The sequence below is a fragment of the Mesorhizobium sp. M0145 genome (genome assembly GCF_040322355.1).
Taxonomy (GTDB): domain Bacteria; phylum Pseudomonadota; class Alphaproteobacteria; order Rhizobiales; family Rhizobiaceae; genus Mesorhizobium.
The window spans coordinates 824,247-839,548 of record NZ_JAMYTK010000001.1 but is presented as its reverse complement, the minus strand read 5'-3'; the positions used below and the strand labels follow the sequence as shown (position 1 = coordinate 839,548).

Annotated in this window: 13 protein-coding genes; 6 read left to right on the top strand and 7 right to left on the bottom strand. The window is 63.4% G+C overall.

The genetic code is table 11. The features are described from left to right. The first annotated feature begins 114 nt into the window (after positions 1-114). The gene (locus NKJ28_RS04260) at positions 115-795 is read left to right on the top strand and encodes an ABC transporter permease subunit (RefSeq protein WP_023721020.1); all 681 of its coding nucleotides are present in this window, start codon (positions 115-117) and stop codon (positions 793-795) included. Then, positions 792-1,562 carry an amino acid ABC transporter ATP-binding protein gene (locus NKJ28_RS04255; RefSeq protein WP_352452513.1) on the top strand — a complete coding sequence of 257 codons (771 nt, stop codon included), beginning with the start codon at positions 792-794 and terminating at the stop codon, positions 1,560-1,562. The genes NKJ28_RS04260 and NKJ28_RS04255 overlap by 4 nt, the downstream gene beginning before the upstream one ends. A gap of 79 nt (positions 1,563-1,641) precedes the next feature. Here the strand turns inward: NKJ28_RS04255 and NKJ28_RS04250 are convergent, their stop codons facing one another. The 6 genes from NKJ28_RS04250 to NKJ28_RS04225 all read right to left on the bottom strand — a co-directional run bounded on the left by NKJ28_RS04250 (position 1,642) and on the right by NKJ28_RS04225 (position 9,638). Next, positions 1,642-2,223, bottom strand: a complete 582-nt coding sequence (locus NKJ28_RS04250) for a CarD family transcriptional regulator (RefSeq protein WP_006327799.1) — start codon at positions 2,221-2,223, stop codon at positions 1,642-1,644. A 368-nt stretch (positions 2,224-2,591) separates the two neighbouring features. Further along, positions 2,592-2,930, bottom strand: a complete 339-nt coding sequence (gene fdxA / locus NKJ28_RS04245) for a ferredoxin FdxA (protein WP_352619743.1) — start codon at positions 2,928-2,930, stop codon at positions 2,592-2,594. Positions 2,931-3,078: 148 nt separating this feature from the next. Further along, positions 3,079-3,465, bottom strand: coding sequence for an RNA-binding S4 domain-containing protein (locus NKJ28_RS04240; RefSeq protein WP_352634187.1), 387 nt, complete (start codon positions 3,463-3,465; stop codon positions 3,079-3,081). Positions 3,466-3,477: 12 nt separating this feature from the next. After that, positions 3,478-6,885: a helicase-related protein gene (locus NKJ28_RS04235; RefSeq protein WP_352634185.1), complete on the bottom strand. Its 3,408-nt coding sequence runs from the start codon at positions 6,883-6,885 to the stop codon at positions 3,478-3,480. A gap of 731 nt (positions 6,886-7,616) precedes the next feature. After that, a complete protein-coding gene (phbB, locus tag NKJ28_RS04230) occupies positions 7,617-8,342 on the bottom strand; it encodes an acetoacetyl-CoA reductase (RefSeq protein ID WP_023678447.1) in 726 nt (241 codons plus the stop codon). Positions 8,343-8,450: 108 nt separating this feature from the next. Continuing rightward, positions 8,451-9,638, bottom strand: a complete 1,188-nt coding sequence (locus NKJ28_RS04225; protein ID WP_352634181.1) for an acetyl-CoA C-acetyltransferase — start codon at positions 9,636-9,638, stop codon at positions 8,451-8,453. 278 nt (positions 9,639-9,916) lie between these two features. On the opposite strand from NKJ28_RS04225, the gene phaR reads away from it, so the two are divergent. Then, positions 9,917-10,525 (top strand): polyhydroxyalkanoate synthesis repressor PhaR, encoded by a 609-nt coding sequence (gene phaR / locus NKJ28_RS04220; RefSeq protein ID WP_352454871.1) that lies wholly within the window; start codon positions 9,917-9,919, stop codon positions 10,523-10,525. Between the two features lie 66 nt (positions 10,526-10,591). Here phaR and NKJ28_RS04215 read toward each other — a convergent pair whose 3' ends face one another. Continuing rightward, positions 10,592-11,740, bottom strand: a complete 1,149-nt coding sequence (locus NKJ28_RS04215) for a citrate/2-methylcitrate synthase (RefSeq protein WP_352634179.1) — start codon at positions 11,738-11,740, stop codon at positions 10,592-10,594. 92 nt (positions 11,741-11,832) lie between these two features. Here NKJ28_RS04215 and NKJ28_RS04210 point away from each other — a divergent pair, with 92 nt between their 5' ends. The 3 genes from NKJ28_RS04210 to NKJ28_RS04200 all read left to right on the top strand — a co-directional run bounded on the left by NKJ28_RS04210 (position 11,833) and on the right by NKJ28_RS04200 (position 15,045). Further along, the gene (locus NKJ28_RS04210) at positions 11,833-12,921 is read left to right on the top strand and encodes a citrate synthase/methylcitrate synthase (RefSeq protein ID WP_352634177.1); all 1,089 of its coding nucleotides are present in this window, start codon (positions 11,833-11,835) and stop codon (positions 12,919-12,921) included. Between the two features lie 184 nt (positions 12,922-13,105). After that, a complete protein-coding gene (locus NKJ28_RS04205; RefSeq protein ID WP_023678452.1) occupies positions 13,106-13,888 on the top strand; it encodes a 3-hydroxybutyrate dehydrogenase in 783 nt (260 codons plus the stop codon). Between the two features lie 26 nt (positions 13,889-13,914). Then, a complete protein-coding gene (locus NKJ28_RS04200; RefSeq protein ID WP_023678453.1) occupies positions 13,915-15,045 on the top strand; it encodes a patatin-like phospholipase family protein in 1,131 nt (376 codons plus the stop codon). Positions 15,046-15,302: the final 257 nt, after the last annotated feature.

Below are 15,302 nucleotides of genomic sequence, written 5' to 3'. Positions count from 1 at the left end.
TTCTCGTGTGGGCCGAATGCCGGCCCGCGTCGTTCATATCGCGGCGAGCTGTCTTTGACGGCCCGCCGCTTTCGCGTGATATGAGCGACGGCAATCTGGCAAGGAGGAGCCTTCGTGCCGCACTGGCTGCAATTGATGCTGGAATCCCTGCCTACGCTGCTGTGGGCTGCACTGATCTTCACCGTGCCGTTGACGCTGCTGTCGTTTGCATTCGGTCTTGTCCTAGGCCTGGTCGTGGCGCTTGTCCGGCTGTTCGGTCCCAAACCGCTGGTCGCCGTGGTCCGCTTCTACGTCTGGATCTTCCGCGGCACGCCGCTTCTCGTGCAACTGTTCCTTATCTTCTACGGCCTGCCATCGGTCGGCATCCTGCTCGACGCCTTTCCGGCAGCACTGATCGGCTTCACCTTGAACATCGGCGCCTATTCGTCGGAAATCATCCGCGCCGTCATCGGTTCGGTACCGAAGGGCCAGTGGGAAGCGGCCTATTCGATCGGCATGACCTGGGCCCAGGCAATGCGGCGCACCATTCTTCCACAGGCGGGGCGCGTCGCGGTGCCGCCGCTGTCCAACACCTTCATCTCGCTGGTCAAGGACACTTCGCTCGCCGCCGCCATCACCGTGCCGGAGATGTTCCAGGCAGCGCAGCGCATCGTCGCCACCACCTATGAGCCGCTGATCCTCTATGTCGAGGCAGCGGCCCTCTATCTGGTCATGAGCTCCGTGCTGTCGGCCTTGCAGGCGCGGCTGGAAACGCGGCTCAACCGTTATGGCGGCTTCCTGGAGGCGCGCGCATGATCGGCCTCACCAACATCGAAAAGCGTTTCGGCGACAATTTGGTGCTGAAGGGCGTCACCGTCACCATCGAGGAAGGCAGCGTTACGGCGCTTGTCGGGCCGTCGGGCGGAGGGAAGAGCACGCTTTTGCGCTGCATCAACCTGCTCGAGCTGCCGACTTCAGGCACGGTACGGATCGGCGACGATGCACTCGAATTCCACCCCGGCGGCAGGGTCTCGACCAGGGATATCCAGCGGCTGCGGCTGCAGACCGGCATGGTGTTCCAGAATTTCCAGTTGTTTCCGCATCGCACTGCGATCGAGAACATCATGGAGGGGCTGGTGACGGTGCTGAAATGGCCCAAGGAGAGGGCGCGCGAACGGGCGCTGGCCCTGCTCGAAAAAGTCGGCATGGCGCACAAGGCCGATGCCTGGCCGGCGACCCTGTCAGGTGGCCAGCAGCAGCGCGTGGCGATTGCCCGGGCGCTGGCGCCTTCGCCGAAGGTCCTGCTCTGCGACGAGCCGACCTCGGCACTCGATCCGGAACTGGCGCAGGAGGTGGTCGACGTGCTCGGCAAGCTCGCCAGCGAGGGCACGACCATGGTGATGGCGACGCATGACCTGCGGCTCGCCTCCAAGATCGCGCGGGAAGTGGTGTTCCTCGATGCCGGCAACATCGTCGAACAAGGCCCGGCCGCGGTGCTGTTCAGCAACCCGGAACGCCAGCGGACCAAGCGGTTCATTGCCACGCTGAAGCACGAGGCGGAAAGGGAGGGCGGCGAAGGTTAGATATGCCCGTCGCCGGTCAGCTAAGACAAAAAAACCCGGCGCGAGGCCGGGTTTTTCTGAATTCGAAGACGAGAAAAGCTCAAGCAGCTTCTTCCTGCTCGGCTTCCTCGTTGTCGGCCTTAGCGCCGCGCTTCGGGCCCTTGTTGAGGTTCACCTCGATGAGGCGCACCGCTTCGGTCTCCGACATGCGGTTGACGGCCGCGATCTCGCGGGCCATGCGGTCAAGCGCCGCCTCGTAGAGCTGGCGCTCGGAATAGGACTGCTCCGGCTGGTTATCGGCGCGGTAAAGGTCGCGCACCACTTCCGAGATCGAGATCAGATCGCCGGAGTTGATCTTGGCATCATATTCCTGGGCGCGGCGTGACCACATGGTGCGCTTGACGCGGGCGCGGCCCTGCACGACCTTCAGCGCGCGCTCGACATAATCCTCTTCCGACAGCTTGCGCATGCCGATCGAGGTCGCCTTGGCGACCGGCACCTTGAGGCGCATCTTGTCCTTCTGGAAGTCGATGACGAACAACTCCAGCTTGTGGCCCGCGACTTCCTGCTCATCGATCGAGACGATCTGGCCGACACCATGCGCCGGATAGACGATGTACTCGCCGGTCTTGAAACCGTGGCGCGCTGCGGTGGACTTCTTCTGCGGGGTGATCGTTGCCATTACGCCCTGAACTCCTTGTTGTGGTACCGGCATCGTGCCGGCCCGAACTCGTGCGACCGGGGTGACCGGTCCTTAGCCACACAACGATGAACTCACCGGAAAGGCCAGGACCGGCAAATCGCAACATTGCGACCGCCTGCCCCAGATCGCTCTGGTCCGGATTGAGAAATTCACCTTTCAGTGATTTGGGGCGTTTGCGCCATAAATCGACGTTGTGTCACCGGCATGTTTGGTTGATATAACACAAAAAGTCGGAAGAATCAAGGTTTTGCTGCACGCGCGAAGGCCACGCGCCGTCGCCGCCTGTCAAGGCAGTTAATGTATCACGTCTGTTACGCGGCGTCAGGCCGCCGCAGCCGGCAGGCTCGTCAGTCGCCTTCGCCGGGCTCGGCGGAGAAATATTTCTCGAACTTGCCAGTTTCGCCATCGAAATTTTTAGCGTCGGCCGGCGGCTCCTTCTTGGCGGTGATGTTGGGCCATTTCTCGGCATATTCGGTGTTGATCTGCAGCCATTTGTCGAGACCCGACTCGGTGTCGGGCTTGATCGCGTCGGCCGGGCATTCCGGTTCGCAGACACCGCAATCGATGCACTCGTCCGGGTGGATGACGAGCATGTTCTCACCTTCGTAGAAGCAGTCGACCGGACAGACCTCGATGCAGTCCATGTATTTGCATTTTATGCAATTGTCGGTCACGACATAGGTCATTGGTCGGCTCCGGGACGTCCCATTTTATTGGGCTTTTTTGGTGAGGTAACGCCTTTGTCCGCTGGTGGCAAGGGCGGCCCCTGCCAGCGGTGCCGCGGTTTCCGGAATGGAATTCCGGAAGGCCGGCAAAGCGGGCGTTCGACCTTGCTCAATCGTCGCCGAGCAGGTGGTCGGTCTGGCGGCGTTCCTTCTTCGTCGGGCGACCGCTGCCGGCCTCGCGCAACGGCGGCACCGCATCCGGAAGCGCCTCGTCCTTGGGCGCGGGGGGCGGCGACATGTCCTCGTAGAGCAGGCGGGCCTCTTCGGCCGGGCCACGCCGTACGCCGGTGCCAAGGACTTTCCAGACGGAGATCCGCCGCTCCAGCGTGATGGTCAAAACGTCGCCCGGCCGGACCGTATCGGAGGCCTGCGCTGCTTTGTCGCGATTGATGCGGACGCGTCCGGCGACGACCAGCTTGGCTGCCAGCGTGCGCGATTTTACCGCGCGCGAGAAGAACAGCCACTTGTCGATGCGCTGGCGGGCATCAGTGACCATTGGACGAGCAGCCTACTTCTTCAGCTGGTCGCGCAACGCGGCGAGCTTGGCGAAGGGCGAGTCCGGATCGAAGCGGACCGGGCGTTCCTCACGCGGCTTTGGCTGGAAGGCGGGCTTTGCGCCTTGGGCGCCGCCTTTGCCGTCCTGTCGGCCAGCCTTCCAGTCGGGCCGGTTTTCGCGCCGGTCCGGGCGTTCACCTTGCGGCTTGCCGGCGCGCTGTTCTGCCGCCTCGCCTTGCGGCCTGGGCTTGAACTTGCTGCGATCGAAGCGCGGCTTGCCGGCGCCGTCGCGCTGGTCGTGGCGCCCCTGACGGGCGGGCCGGTCGCCCGGCGTCGGTTGCCCGCCGGCATCTGCCGGCGCATCGCTGCGGCTGTCCGGCGCAGCTTGACCATTGCGCGCGCGATTGTCCCGATGATTGTCCCGGGGGCGGTTGTCATGCTGGCGATGACGCGGGCGCTGGTCGAAACGACCCTGCCGCCATAACAGGACAGGTTTTGGCTCCTCCGCTTCTGGAGCAGCTTCGCCGGAGACGGCTTCCGCCGTCGCTGCAGGTTCGGCCGGCGATGCTTCCGTAGTGTCGGAAACCGGCGGTTCTGCCGATGCCGCAGCCTCAGTTTCCGCCCCAAGTTCCGCCGTTGGCTCGGCCGCTGGTTCCGCAGGCGCTTCAGCAGTCGCCTCCGCGGCGGGCCGGGTCTCTTGCGTGACTTCTGCCGCAGCTTCAGGGGCTGGAGCTTCCGCGACAGGCTCTGCCGTCGCTTCGGTCACAGCTTCGGCCGCCGCCTCCGCAACAGGAGCCGCATCCGACACAGGTTCCGAAGCCTCCGCCGGCGGCTCTGGCGCGGCAGATGCTTCCGCCATCCTCGCCTGCTCGACTCGCGCAGCCTCTTCCGCCGCCTGCTTTGCAGCGGCAGCTTCACGCGCGGCATTGTCCTGTGCTTCGAGCCGCGCCTTGACCTCGGCCGCCGGTTTGGCATCGGCGCGATAGCCGAGTCCCTTCAGGATTTCTTCCATGTCGTCGGCGGTGGCGCCGAGAATCGACATCATCGGCGGCGTCACCATGAAGGACTGGCCGTCATAGGCGCCGTCGGGGCGAGGGCCGAGGCCCGGCTTCCAGTTGGTCGCCGGCCGGATCAGGTCGGCCAGCCGTTCGAGAATATCGACGCGTACAGCACGCCGGCCAAGATTGCGGTAGCCGGCAAGCTTGTAGAAGGTCTTGTCGAAGGTCGGATCGATGACCACCGAGGTGCGGCCGGAGGCCAGTGCGTGAACGACATCGCCGAAGCCGGGCTTGTCCTTGCCGTCGTTCCTCAGCGCCCACAGCAGCGTTATCAGCCCGGCCGGCGCCGGCTTGATCAGCGCCGGGACGAAGACATGGTAGGCGCCGAAGCGCACGCCGAGACGGCGAAGCGCCGCGCGGCCTTCCTGGTCGAGGGATTTCATCTCGTCGGCGATGTCGCGACGGTTGATGAGGCCGAAATGCTCGACGAGCTGGAAAGCAATGCCGCGGCCGATACCGGTGATCTGCTCCGCATTCTTGAGATCGACCAGCGGCTTCAGCAGGGATTCGATCTGGAAATTGACGAAGCGCTCGGCGCGCGCCGCAACCTTGTCGCGTGCCGGGCCGGTGAGTTGCTCGTCGGCGAGCAGAACGAGACGCGGCTTCAAAGCGTCTTCGCCGGCAACCAACGTGCCGATCGGGGCGCCGATCCAGCGCAGCGTGCCATCCGAACCCAGCGCAATGTCGCCATTGGCAGAGGCGCCGAAACGCTCGGCCCGCGCTTCGAACTCGGCGGCAAGCGCCTTCTGCGCCGCCGCCCGCACCGCCTTGGCATCCTCGCCGCCGGCGCTCTGGTCGGCGGTGAAGCGGAAACCCTGCAACTCGCCGACGTGATGGCCTTCGACGAGGACGGTTCCGGTTGGGCTGATTTCGGCTTCAGGCATCGTGTTTTCTCTAAGGCGCCGCATGAGGACGGAAGTCCTGCGGTCTACAAAACGTTTCGTCAACCGCTCATGCAGCGCATCCGACAATCTGTCTTCGATTTCGCGCGTCTTTTCCTGCCAGTGTGCCCGATCGGCCAGCCAGCCGGGCCGGTTGGAGACGAAGGTCCATGTGCGGATCTGGGCAATCCTGTGCGACAGCGTGTCGATGTCGCCTTCAGTGGTGTCGGCACGGCGCACCTGCTCGGCCATGTAGTTCTCGTCGACATGGCCGTGCCTGGCAAGGTCCATGTAGATGGAGGCGATCAAGTCGGCGTGCTGGGCCGGCGCGATCTTCCTGTAGTCGGGCAGCGCGCAGGCTTCCCACAGCAGCGCCACGCGTCTGGCATCGGTGGTGAGTGCCCGGACGTCCTCGTCGCGCGACAGATGCTCGAGCGCCTGCGCGTCTACTGCCGGCAGCGCGCGCGTCAGGCCTTCGACCGGGGCGTTGGTCTCAATCGAGCGCTTCAGCGCATCGAGGCTGGCGAAATCGAAATGCGCGGTACGCCACTGCAGCACTTTCACCGGATCGAAATCATGCGCCTCGATCTTGTTGACCAGTTCATCATCCAGCGGATCGACCTGGCCGGTGACGCCGAAGGTGCCGTCGCGCAGATGCCGGCCGGCGCGGCCGGCAATCTGGCCGAGCTCGGCCGCCGTCAGGTTGCGGTACTGGTAACCGTCGAATTTGCGATTCTGGGCGAAGGCAACGTGGTCGAGGTCGAGGTTGAGGCCCATGCCGATGGCGTCGGTGGCGACGAGGTAGTCGACGTCGCCCGACTGGAACAGCGCCACCTGGGCGTTGCGGGTGCGCGGGCTGAGTGCGCCGAGCACGACGGCGGCACCGCCCTGCTGGCGGCGGATCAGCTCGGCGATGGCATAGACCTCGTCGGCCGAGAAGGCGACGATCGCGGTGCGCCGCGGCAGGCGGGTCAGCTTCTTCGAGCCGACATAGGCAAGATGCGACAGGCGTGGTCGCGTCACTACCGACACGCCCCGCAGCAGGCGCTGCAGAATGCCGTGCATGGTGGCGGCGCCGAGCAGCAGCGTCTCCTGGCGGCCGCGCAGATGCAGGATGCGATCGGTGAAGATGTGTCCGCGTTCGAGATCGCCGGCGAGCTGGACCTCGTCGATGGCAACGAAGGCGGCGTCGGTCTCGCGCGGCATCGCTTCCACGGTGCAGACCGAGTATTTCGCGCCCGCCGGCTGGATCTTTTCCTCGCCGGTGATGAGCGCCACCTTATGGGCGCCGACCTTCTCGCAGACGCGCGTATAGACCTCGCGGGCAAGCAGCCTGAGCGGCAGGCCGATGACGCCGCTTTCGTGCGCCACCATGCGCTCGATCGCGAGATGGGTCTTGCCGGTATTGGTCGGGCCGAGCACGGCCGTCACGTCTCGACCCGACAGGATCAGCGGTTCAGTGTGTTTCGGATAGATGTTCATCGGCCTGGAAATAAGGCTCTCTGCCTCGCATTGTCGGGAGCGCGCCCATATTGGCCGCGTATGACAGGCGACACATAGGGATTTCGGGCGCGAAGCGAAAGCGGAATATGCCGAGGGCAGGCCGATTGGTTGGTTCGAAGCCAGAAAATCTGTTCCCGATTAACAGTTGGAACGAGTCTGGAACGAATCAGCGACGAATCACTGACTCGCGCTGATTCAGGGTTTGTTCACGGCTACATCTGGGTTTTCTGTCGGCGTACCTCACCACATGCTGAATCACGGAAACTGGCCCGATTTATGCAAGTGGCATCCAAGCGAGCACTGCGGTTAACCTTTGCCGGTGAATGGTCGTGGCTGGCCAATCTGCTTCGCACAACATTATGAAATTATTGATGTTTCCTAACGCGCTTCAATCATTTCGAGGGTGTTTTCAGCTCTCGCCGTTAACGTTCCGCTCAAAGCCGGAACGAATCGGCGACGAATCAGAGATAGCCGAAGTTTCTTGGTTTGTTCACCGCTGCATGTTGTGTTGTGAACAGCTTTTCCACCGAGAATCCACAGGCTGCCGGGCGGTTTTTGCATAGGCTGCGCAGCGGCCGTTAACCTTTGCGTGCCGGATTGGGGCAGCGTGCCGCATCGAGATCTTGCAACGGGAAGACCGCTATAGAAACGAGCCGTTTTGCAGGCCCGTTCGTCCAAGCGCGTATCTGTCTCAACGTAAAGATAAACGATCAGGCGATGTACTGGCCGCCATTGGCTGATATGGTCGAGCCGGTGATGAAACCGGCATCGTCGGAAGCGAGGAAGACGACGCAGCGCGCGATCTCCTCCGGCTCGCCGAGACGGCCGACCGGGATGTGCGGGATGACGCGCTCGTTGAGGACCTTCTCGTCCATTGCCTTGACCATCTCGGTGGCGATGTAGCCGGGGCAAATGACGTTGACGGTGATGCCGGCGCGCGCGCCTTCCTGGGCCAGTGCCTTGGTGAAGCCGATATCGCCGGCCTTCGAGGCCGAATAATTGACCTGGCCGACCTGGCCTTTCTGGCCGTTGATCGAGGAGATGGTGATGATGCGACCGAACTTGCGGTCGCGCATGCCGCCCCACAATGGATGCGTCATGTTGAAGACGCCGGAAAGGTTGGTGTCGAGTACCTCTTTCCATTGCTCGCGCGTCATCTTGTGGAACATCGCGTCGCGAGTGATGCCGGCATTGTTGACCAGCACCGAGACGGGACCGAGATCGGCTTCGATCTGTTTGATGCCGGCGGCGCAGGCCTCGTAGTCGGCGACGGACCATTTATAGACCGGGATGCCGGTCGCGGCCTTGAACTTTGCCGCTGCTTCTTCATTGCCGGCGTAGTTTGCGGCGACCGAATAGCCGGCGCTTTTCAAGGCGACCGATATCGCCGCGCCGATGCCGCGCGACCCGCCTGTGACGATTGCAACCTTTGTCATGCGTTTCCCTCCCAGAGTGAATGGTGAATGGGGAATGGGGAATGGTTATTGCGTAAGCCCTCCGATCTTCCATTCACCATTCACCATTCACCATTCACAATTTGCCATTCATCCCATTGCTTCCACGCACATGGCAACACCCATGCCGCCGCCGATGCACAGCGTGGCAAGGCCTTTCTTGGCACTTCTGCGGCGCATCTCGTAGGCCAGCGTGTTGAAGATGCGGGCGCCCGAGGCGCCGACCGGATGGCCGATGGCGATGGCGCCGCCATTGACGTTGACGATGGCCGGATCCCAGCCCATGTCCTTGTTGACGGCGCAGGCCTGCGCGGCAAAGGCCTCGTTGGCTTCGACCAGATCGAGGTCGCCGACCGACCAGCCGGCCTTGGCCAGCGCCTTGCGCGAGGAGGGGATCGGTCCCGTCCCCATGATCTGCGGGTCGACACCGGCGGTCGCCCAGGAAACGATACGCACCAGCGGTGTGATGCCGCGCCTTGCGGCTTCCGCTTCGGTCATCAGCACCACGGCGGCGGCACCGTCGTTGATGCCGGAAGCATTGGCAGCAGTCACCGTGCCTTCCTTGTCGAAGGCGGGCTTGAGCTTGGTCATGGCATCGATTGTCGCGCCGTGGCGGATGTATTCATCCTGGTCGACTACGGTGTCGCCCTTCCTGCCCTTGACTGTAAAGGCAACGATCTCGTCCTTGAATTTCCCGGCTTTCTGCGCGGCCTCGGCCTTGTTCTGGGAAGCCAGTGCGAACTGGTCCTGGTCGTCGCGGGTGATCTGGAACTGGCGGGCGACGTTCTCAGCGGTGTTGCCCATATGATAGCCATAGAAGGCATCGGTCAGGCCGTCCTTGATCATGGTGTCGATCAGCTTGAAATCGCCCATCTTGACGCCACCGCGCAGATGTTGCGCATGCGGAGCCATTGACATCGATTCCTGGCCGCCGGCAACGATGATTTTTGCATCGCCCTGGGCGATCTGCTGCATGCCGAGCGCGATGGCGCGCAAGCCGGAGCCGCAGAGCTGGTTCAGGCCCCAGGAGGTCGCCTCCTGCGGCACGCCGGCGGCCATAGCCGCCTGCCGCGCCGGGTTCTGTCCTTGAGCCGCGGTCAGGATCTGGCCGAGGATGACCTCGTCCACCTCCTTGCCGTCGACGCCGGCACGGACCAGCGCTTCCCTGACGGCGACGGCACCCAATTCATGGGCTGGGGTGTTGGCGAAAGCGCCGTTGAAGGAGCCGACGGGCGTGCGTGCTGCACTGGCGACAACGATGGCGTTGGAAGCGGACATGTTCTTCTCCAGGCTTTCGGGGAACGATTTCGGGTGCCGTCGGGGACTTTTCTTGCCCTTTCCACAACCCGAGTCAAACCCGAAATGGGCATGGCGTCCCACTGCCGCAAGCATGCCGCCCGTCGCTGCAACGGCGGCCCATCCGTGCTGCGCAGCATAAAATGTTCCCGCACTGCACAAACTGCTTGGATTCATGACGCTTTTGCGCATATCCTTTAAAAAGGCGCAATCGTTACCGGCGGCTTACTTAAGCTGCCCGGTGTCCGGGGAGGATGCAGATGGCCGCAAAAGACGAACCTATTGTTATCAAGAAATATGCCAATCGCCGTCTCTACAATACGGGCACCAGCACCTATGTGACGCTCGAGGATCTCGCTGAAATGGTCAAAAGAGGCGAGGACTTTACTGTCCAGGACGCCAAGACCGGTGACGACATCACGCATCCGGTACTGACCCAGATCATCTTCGAGCTGGAGAACAAGGACGGGCAGAACATGCTGCCGATCCCGTTCCTGCGTCAGCTCATCGCCTATTATGGCGACCAGATGCAGATGATCGTGCCGAGCTTTCTCGAGCAGTCGATGCTGGCCTTCTCGAAGGAGCAGGAGCGCTTTCGCGAGCAGATGAAAGATGCCCTCGGCAAGTCGCCGATGGACATGATGAAGATCGCTACGCCGATCAAGGTGCTGGAGGAGCAGACGCGGCGCAACATGGAAATGTTCCAGAACGCCATGCGGCTGTTCACGCCGTTCCCGTCCGCGGGCTCGGCGCCGGCAGCAGCGCCGGCCGAACCGGCCAGGAAGGAAACGCCGGAAAAACCCGACGACCTTCAGGAGCTGAAGGAGCAGATCGCCGCGATGCAGCGCAAGCTCGACACCATGTCGTGATTGCCGGGGCGAGGCGCCGCGTCGAACCTTCGCTCAGGCGCCGCTGAGACTTCGCAAACAGCGCGGCTAGAGCTGCTCCGGCAGCGGCCCCTGGTAGCGGGCGCGTGGCCGGATCAGGCCGTTGCTTGTCACCTGCTCCACGGCATGCGCGGCCCAGCCGACGCTGCGGCCGAGCGCGAACAGGCGGAACGGCGCATCGGACGGCAAACGGAGACCGCGCGTCAGCGCGGCCAAAGCGAAATCGACGTTCGGGCGCATGCCCGTTGCCGCAAAGGCCGCATCGCAAAGCCGTAACAGCCCATCATCGACATCTATCGCGGCCAGCAACGGTTCCGCACGCGGATCGCCGTCGGGATAAAGCGGATGGCCAAATCCGGGCAGCGGCCTGTCGTGACCGAGCCAGCGTCCGACAGCCGCATCCGGCCCCAATCTCTGCGCATCTTCCGCCAGCATCATGACCGCCTCCGCGGCGCCGCCATGACGCGGACCGGAGAGCGTGGCGAGGCCGGCAAGCAGGCAGGCCGAAACAGGTGCACCGGTGGACGCGGCGACCCGCGCGGCGAAGGTCGATGCGTTCAATTCGTGATCGGCCAACAGTACCAGTGAGCGACGGATCAAGTCTGCGCCGGCCGCATCGAGCGACCATCCCCGCGCCAGCCTTTCGTGCACGGCACCAGTTCCGGGATTCGCGCCGAGCGCCTGGGCCAAAGCGGCGATGGCGCCGGCCGCATCGTGGTTGAGCGAAGCCGATCTTCGGCCGAGCGAAGGCCGGCCGTTGGCCGCCAACGCGGCCAATTCCGCGAAGGCAGCCGGCCGGCCAGTTGCGCCGTTGTCATGGCGGCTCGCCGAGACGAACGACACTGGTGCGCCAGATGCCCAAAGCAGGTTTGCCGTCTGCTCCAGCGTGGCAGCCTCGCAGAGAGCAACCGCATCCTGGCCGCGATAGACAAGGCGGCCATGCAAAACGGTCGAGATCGTGGTGGCGATCGCCGGCTCACCCCAGGCAATTGCACTTTCGGCGATTGCCTGGGGATTTCGGCCACGAGCCCGGCGGCTCGCCAGCGCCGCGATATCGTCGGCGCGATACTGGCTGCGGCGTGGATCCGCCCGGTCCGGCCGCACGCCGATGCGTCCGCGGCTGACATAGGCATAGAGGGTCTGGGCTCGCACCTTGAGACGCTCCAGGGCTTCGTCCCGCGTCAGCCACTCCGTCATGTCAGCCTTGTCATGTTGATTCCGTTGATCAAGATTGATGGTCGAGTCACCAACCCTTATCTTCCACCCGGAAAGGGTCAAGGAGAAAACCAATGGCGAATGGGCTCGATGATGTGGTGGCGGCGGAAACGGTGCTCTCCGATGTTGACGGTCTTGGTGGCCGCCTGACCATCCGGGGCCATTCGTTGCCCGAACTGGCAGGCCGCTGGAAATACGCCGAGGTGGTTCATCTGCTGTTCGACGGCTTTTTCGACGATCTTCCCGACGGCAGCGAGCTGGCGAACGCGATCGGTCGGGCGCGCAGCGAAGTGTTCGAGCAGATCAAACCCTTGCTGCCGTTTCTCGCATCCGTCGATATCTACAGCGCGATGCGCGCCGGTATTGCCCTGCTGCCGGATGGCGGCAAATTGTCGGACGCGCTGCGGCTGGTTGCGGCACCTGCCGTGCTGACGCCGGCCTTGCTGCGCTTGCAGCGCGGCGAAAGCCCGATTGCGCCCGATAGCAAGGCCGATCATGCAGCCGACATGCTGCGGATGCTGACCGGCATTGTGGCCTCGCCTAAATTGGCGAAGGCGCTCGATGCCTATCTCGTGACGGTTTGCGACCACGGCCTCAACGCATCGACCTTCGCCGCGCGCGTGGTCGCTTCGACGCAGGCCGGGCTTACTTCGGCGGTGCTGGCCGGGCTCGGAGCGCTCAAGGGGCCGCTGCATGGCGGCGCGCCAGGTCCGGTGATCGAGATGCTGGATGCGATCGAGGCGCATGGCGACGCCGCCGGCTGGCTGCGTGGCGAGATCGCGCGTGGCCGCCGCATCATGGGCTTCGGGCATCGCATCTACCGTGTGCGCGATCCGCGTGCCGACGTGCTGAAAGCGGTGGTGCGGCAGCTCGGCGCCAAGGGCGAAGCCGGCCACCGGCTGGCGTTTGCCGAAAGCGTGGAGCAAGCGGCGCTCGAAGTGCTTCTCATCGCCAAGCCGTCGCGCTCGCTCCAGACCAATGTCGAGTTCTTCACAGCGCTCCTGCTGGAAGCGGCGGGCTTTCCGAAAGAGGCGTTCACCAATGTCTTTGCTGCCGGGCGCGTCGCCGGCTGGATTGCCCATGCGCGCGAGCAGCAAACGAGCGGACGGCTGATCCGGCCGCAGTCGCGCTATATCGGGACGGTGCCGGACCTCGTCGCCTGACGAGCTTTCAGCGCATGCTTTGCGAAACGAGGCGACGACCTCTCTTAGGGGACGAGAGAGGTCTACATGACAAAAATTTCATGTCATTGCTCCACACATCCGCTGTTCTTGGGTGACAGAGAGCCTATATGCTGCAGTGCAGCATGGTTCCACGGGAGCCCGCCTCGAAAGGAATAAAGCCGCCTTGACCGCCAGAAAAACCGCCATCGTCACCGGTTCCACCTCGGGCATCGGCCTGGCCATTGCCCACGCGCTCGCGGCCGAAGGCTGCAACGTCGTCGTCAATTCCTTTTCCGACACCGCCGACGACCGCGCCATCGCAGACGCGATCGCGAAGCACCACAAGGTGAAGACCGCCTATGTCAAAGCCGACATGTCGAAGCCGGCCGAGTGCCGGGCTTTGGTGGCGAAGGCAGCCGAGGCATTCGGCTCGGTCGACATCCTGATCAACAATGCCGGCATCCAGCATGTCGCGCCGGTGGAAAGCTTCCCGATCGAGAAGTGGGATGCGATCATCGCCATTAACCTGTCATCGGCCTTCCACACCATCGCAGCCGCCATCCCGTTGATGAAACAGGCCGGTGGCGGCCGGATCGTCAACGTCGCCTCGGCCCACGGCCTTGTCGCCTCGCCGTTCAAGTCGGCCTATGTCTCGGCCAAGCATGGCATTATGGGCTTGACCAAGACTGTCGCCCTGGAACTGGCGCGCGACAAGATCACCTGCAATGCCATTTGTCCGGGCTATGTGTTGACGCCGCTGGTCGAGGCGCAGATCCCCGACCAGATGAAGGCCAACAAGATGGACCGCGAGACGGTGGTCCGTGAGGTAATGCTCGAAAAGCAACCGACCAAGGAGTTCGTCACCGTCGAGCAGGTTGCGGCGGCCGCGGTGTTCCTATGCTCGGATGCGGCGGCGCAGATCAACGGCGCGCACATCTCTGTCGATGGCGGCTGGACCGCTCAGTGAGGCTTCCAGCGGTCAAGGGCCACGCCATGCCGAAAAATGGCAAGGCGGAAGAGCCAAAGAAGATCAATGTCGCGCTGCAAGGCGGCGGTTCGCACGGGGCGTTTTCCTGGGGCGTGCTCGATCGGCTGCTCGAGGACGGGCGCCTCGACATAACGGCGGTTTCGGGCACCAGCGCCGGCGCCATGAATGCCGTGGCGCTGGCCGACGGCTTTGTCCGCGGCGGTGTCGAGGGCGCGCGGCGGAAGCTCGACGATTTCTGGCGTGCGGTGGCGGCAAAGGGCCGCTTCAGCCCGGTACAGCGCATGCCTTGGGACGTCGCCTGGGGCAATTGGTCGATCGAGAACACGCCCGGCTATTTCCTGTTCGATACGATGTCTCGGGTATTTTCGCCCTATGTCGCCAATCCGCTCGCCATCAATCCGCTGCGCGACGTGGTCGAACGTGAAATCGATTTCGACAATGTGCGCGCCTGCAAGTCGATGGAACTGTTCATTTCCGCTACCAATGTCGAGACCGGCCAGTTGCGGGTCTTCTCGGACGGCGAGATCGACCTCGACACGGTGATGGCGTCGGCCTGCTTGCCGCAATTGTTCCGTGCCGTCGAGATCAAGGGCGTGCCCTATTGGGATGGCGGTTATGGCGGCAACCCGGCACTGTTCCCGTTCTTCAAGACGGCGGCCACCGAGGACGTGCTTTTGGTGCAGATCAATCCGGTGGTCCGCGAGGGAACGCCGAAGAGCGCCAATGAGATCCAGAACCGCATCGACGAGATCACCTTCAATGCCGGGCTGTTGCGCGAATTCCGCTCGATCGCCTTCGTCAAGGAACTGATCGCCGCCGGCCGATTGCCGCACGGCGAATATCGCGACATCCGCATGCACCGCATCGATGCCGACGAAGCGTTCAAGGATCTGTCGGCATCGTCCAAGGTCAATGCCGAATGGGCGTTCCTTGCCTATCTGCGCGACCTCGGCCGCACCGCAGCCAGTGATTGGCTGGAAGAAAATTATGACGCCGTCGGCAAGCGGCCGACGATCGATCTGTCCGGCGAACTCGACGACGGCTTGAAGCCGGTGACCGGGCCGGCGCCGGGCCGGCGGGTCAAGGAATTTCTTGCGGCGCGCAAGCAGCCCGAGGCCGCCCGCCGTCCGGCCTAGCTGCTTCGCAAGCAGATGGCATTCGCAATCCGTCAATCATCCTGACACTTGCTGCCATACCGCTGTTTTGGCGATCAACAGCCGATGCTGCAGCCGCATCTTTGCGGACAAAGCAACAACCCATCAACTTTTCTGACTATATTGCGCTGCAACTTTGAGGTAGAAGCGCGCTTCGCCGATCACGGCAATTTGAATACGGCCTCGCGCGCACCCATATCGGCGACGCGCCCCAAGTAGAAGATGCGGCCTGGCCGAAC

What these genes read in the sequence shown, in the direction of transcription:
- NKJ28_RS04255 (WP_352452513.1), top strand. Translation starts at nt 792, where the DNA reads ATGATCGGCCTCACCAACATCGAAAAGCGTTTCGGCGACAATTTGGTG.
- NKJ28_RS04250 (WP_006327799.1), bottom strand. Translation starts at nt 2,223, where the DNA reads ATGGCAACGATCACCCCGCAGAAGAAGTCCACCGCAGCGCGCCACGGT.
- fdxA (WP_352619743.1), bottom strand. Translation starts at nt 2,930, where the DNA reads ATGACCTATGTCGTGACCGACAATTGCATAAAATGCAAATACATGGAC.
- NKJ28_RS04240 (WP_352634187.1), bottom strand. Translation starts at nt 3,465, where the DNA reads ATGGTCACTGATGCCCGCCAGCGCATCGACAAGTGGCTGTTCTTCTCG.
- NKJ28_RS04235 (WP_352634185.1), bottom strand. Translation starts at nt 6,885, where the DNA reads ATGAACATCTATCCGAAACACACTGAACCGCTGATCCTGTCGGGTCGA.
- phbB (WP_023678447.1), bottom strand. Translation starts at nt 8,342, where the DNA reads ATGACAAAGGTTGCAATCGTCACAGGCGGGTCGCGCGGCATCGGCGCG.
- NKJ28_RS04225 (WP_352634181.1), bottom strand. Translation starts at nt 9,638, where the DNA reads ATGTCCGCTTCCAACGCCATCGTTGTCGCCAGTGCAGCACGCACGCCC.
- phaR (WP_352454871.1), top strand. Translation starts at nt 9,917, where the DNA reads ATGGCCGCAAAAGACGAACCTATTGTTATCAAGAAATATGCCAATCGC.
- NKJ28_RS04215 (WP_352634179.1), bottom strand. Translation starts at nt 11,740, where the DNA reads ATGACGGAGTGGCTGACGCGGGACGAAGCCCTGGAGCGTCTCAAGGTG.
- NKJ28_RS04210 (WP_352634177.1), top strand. Translation starts at nt 11,833, where the DNA reads ATGGCGAATGGGCTCGATGATGTGGTGGCGGCGGAAACGGTGCTCTCC.
- NKJ28_RS04200 (WP_023678453.1), top strand. Translation starts at nt 13,915, where the DNA reads ATGCCGAAAAATGGCAAGGCGGAAGAGCCAAAGAAGATCAATGTCGCG.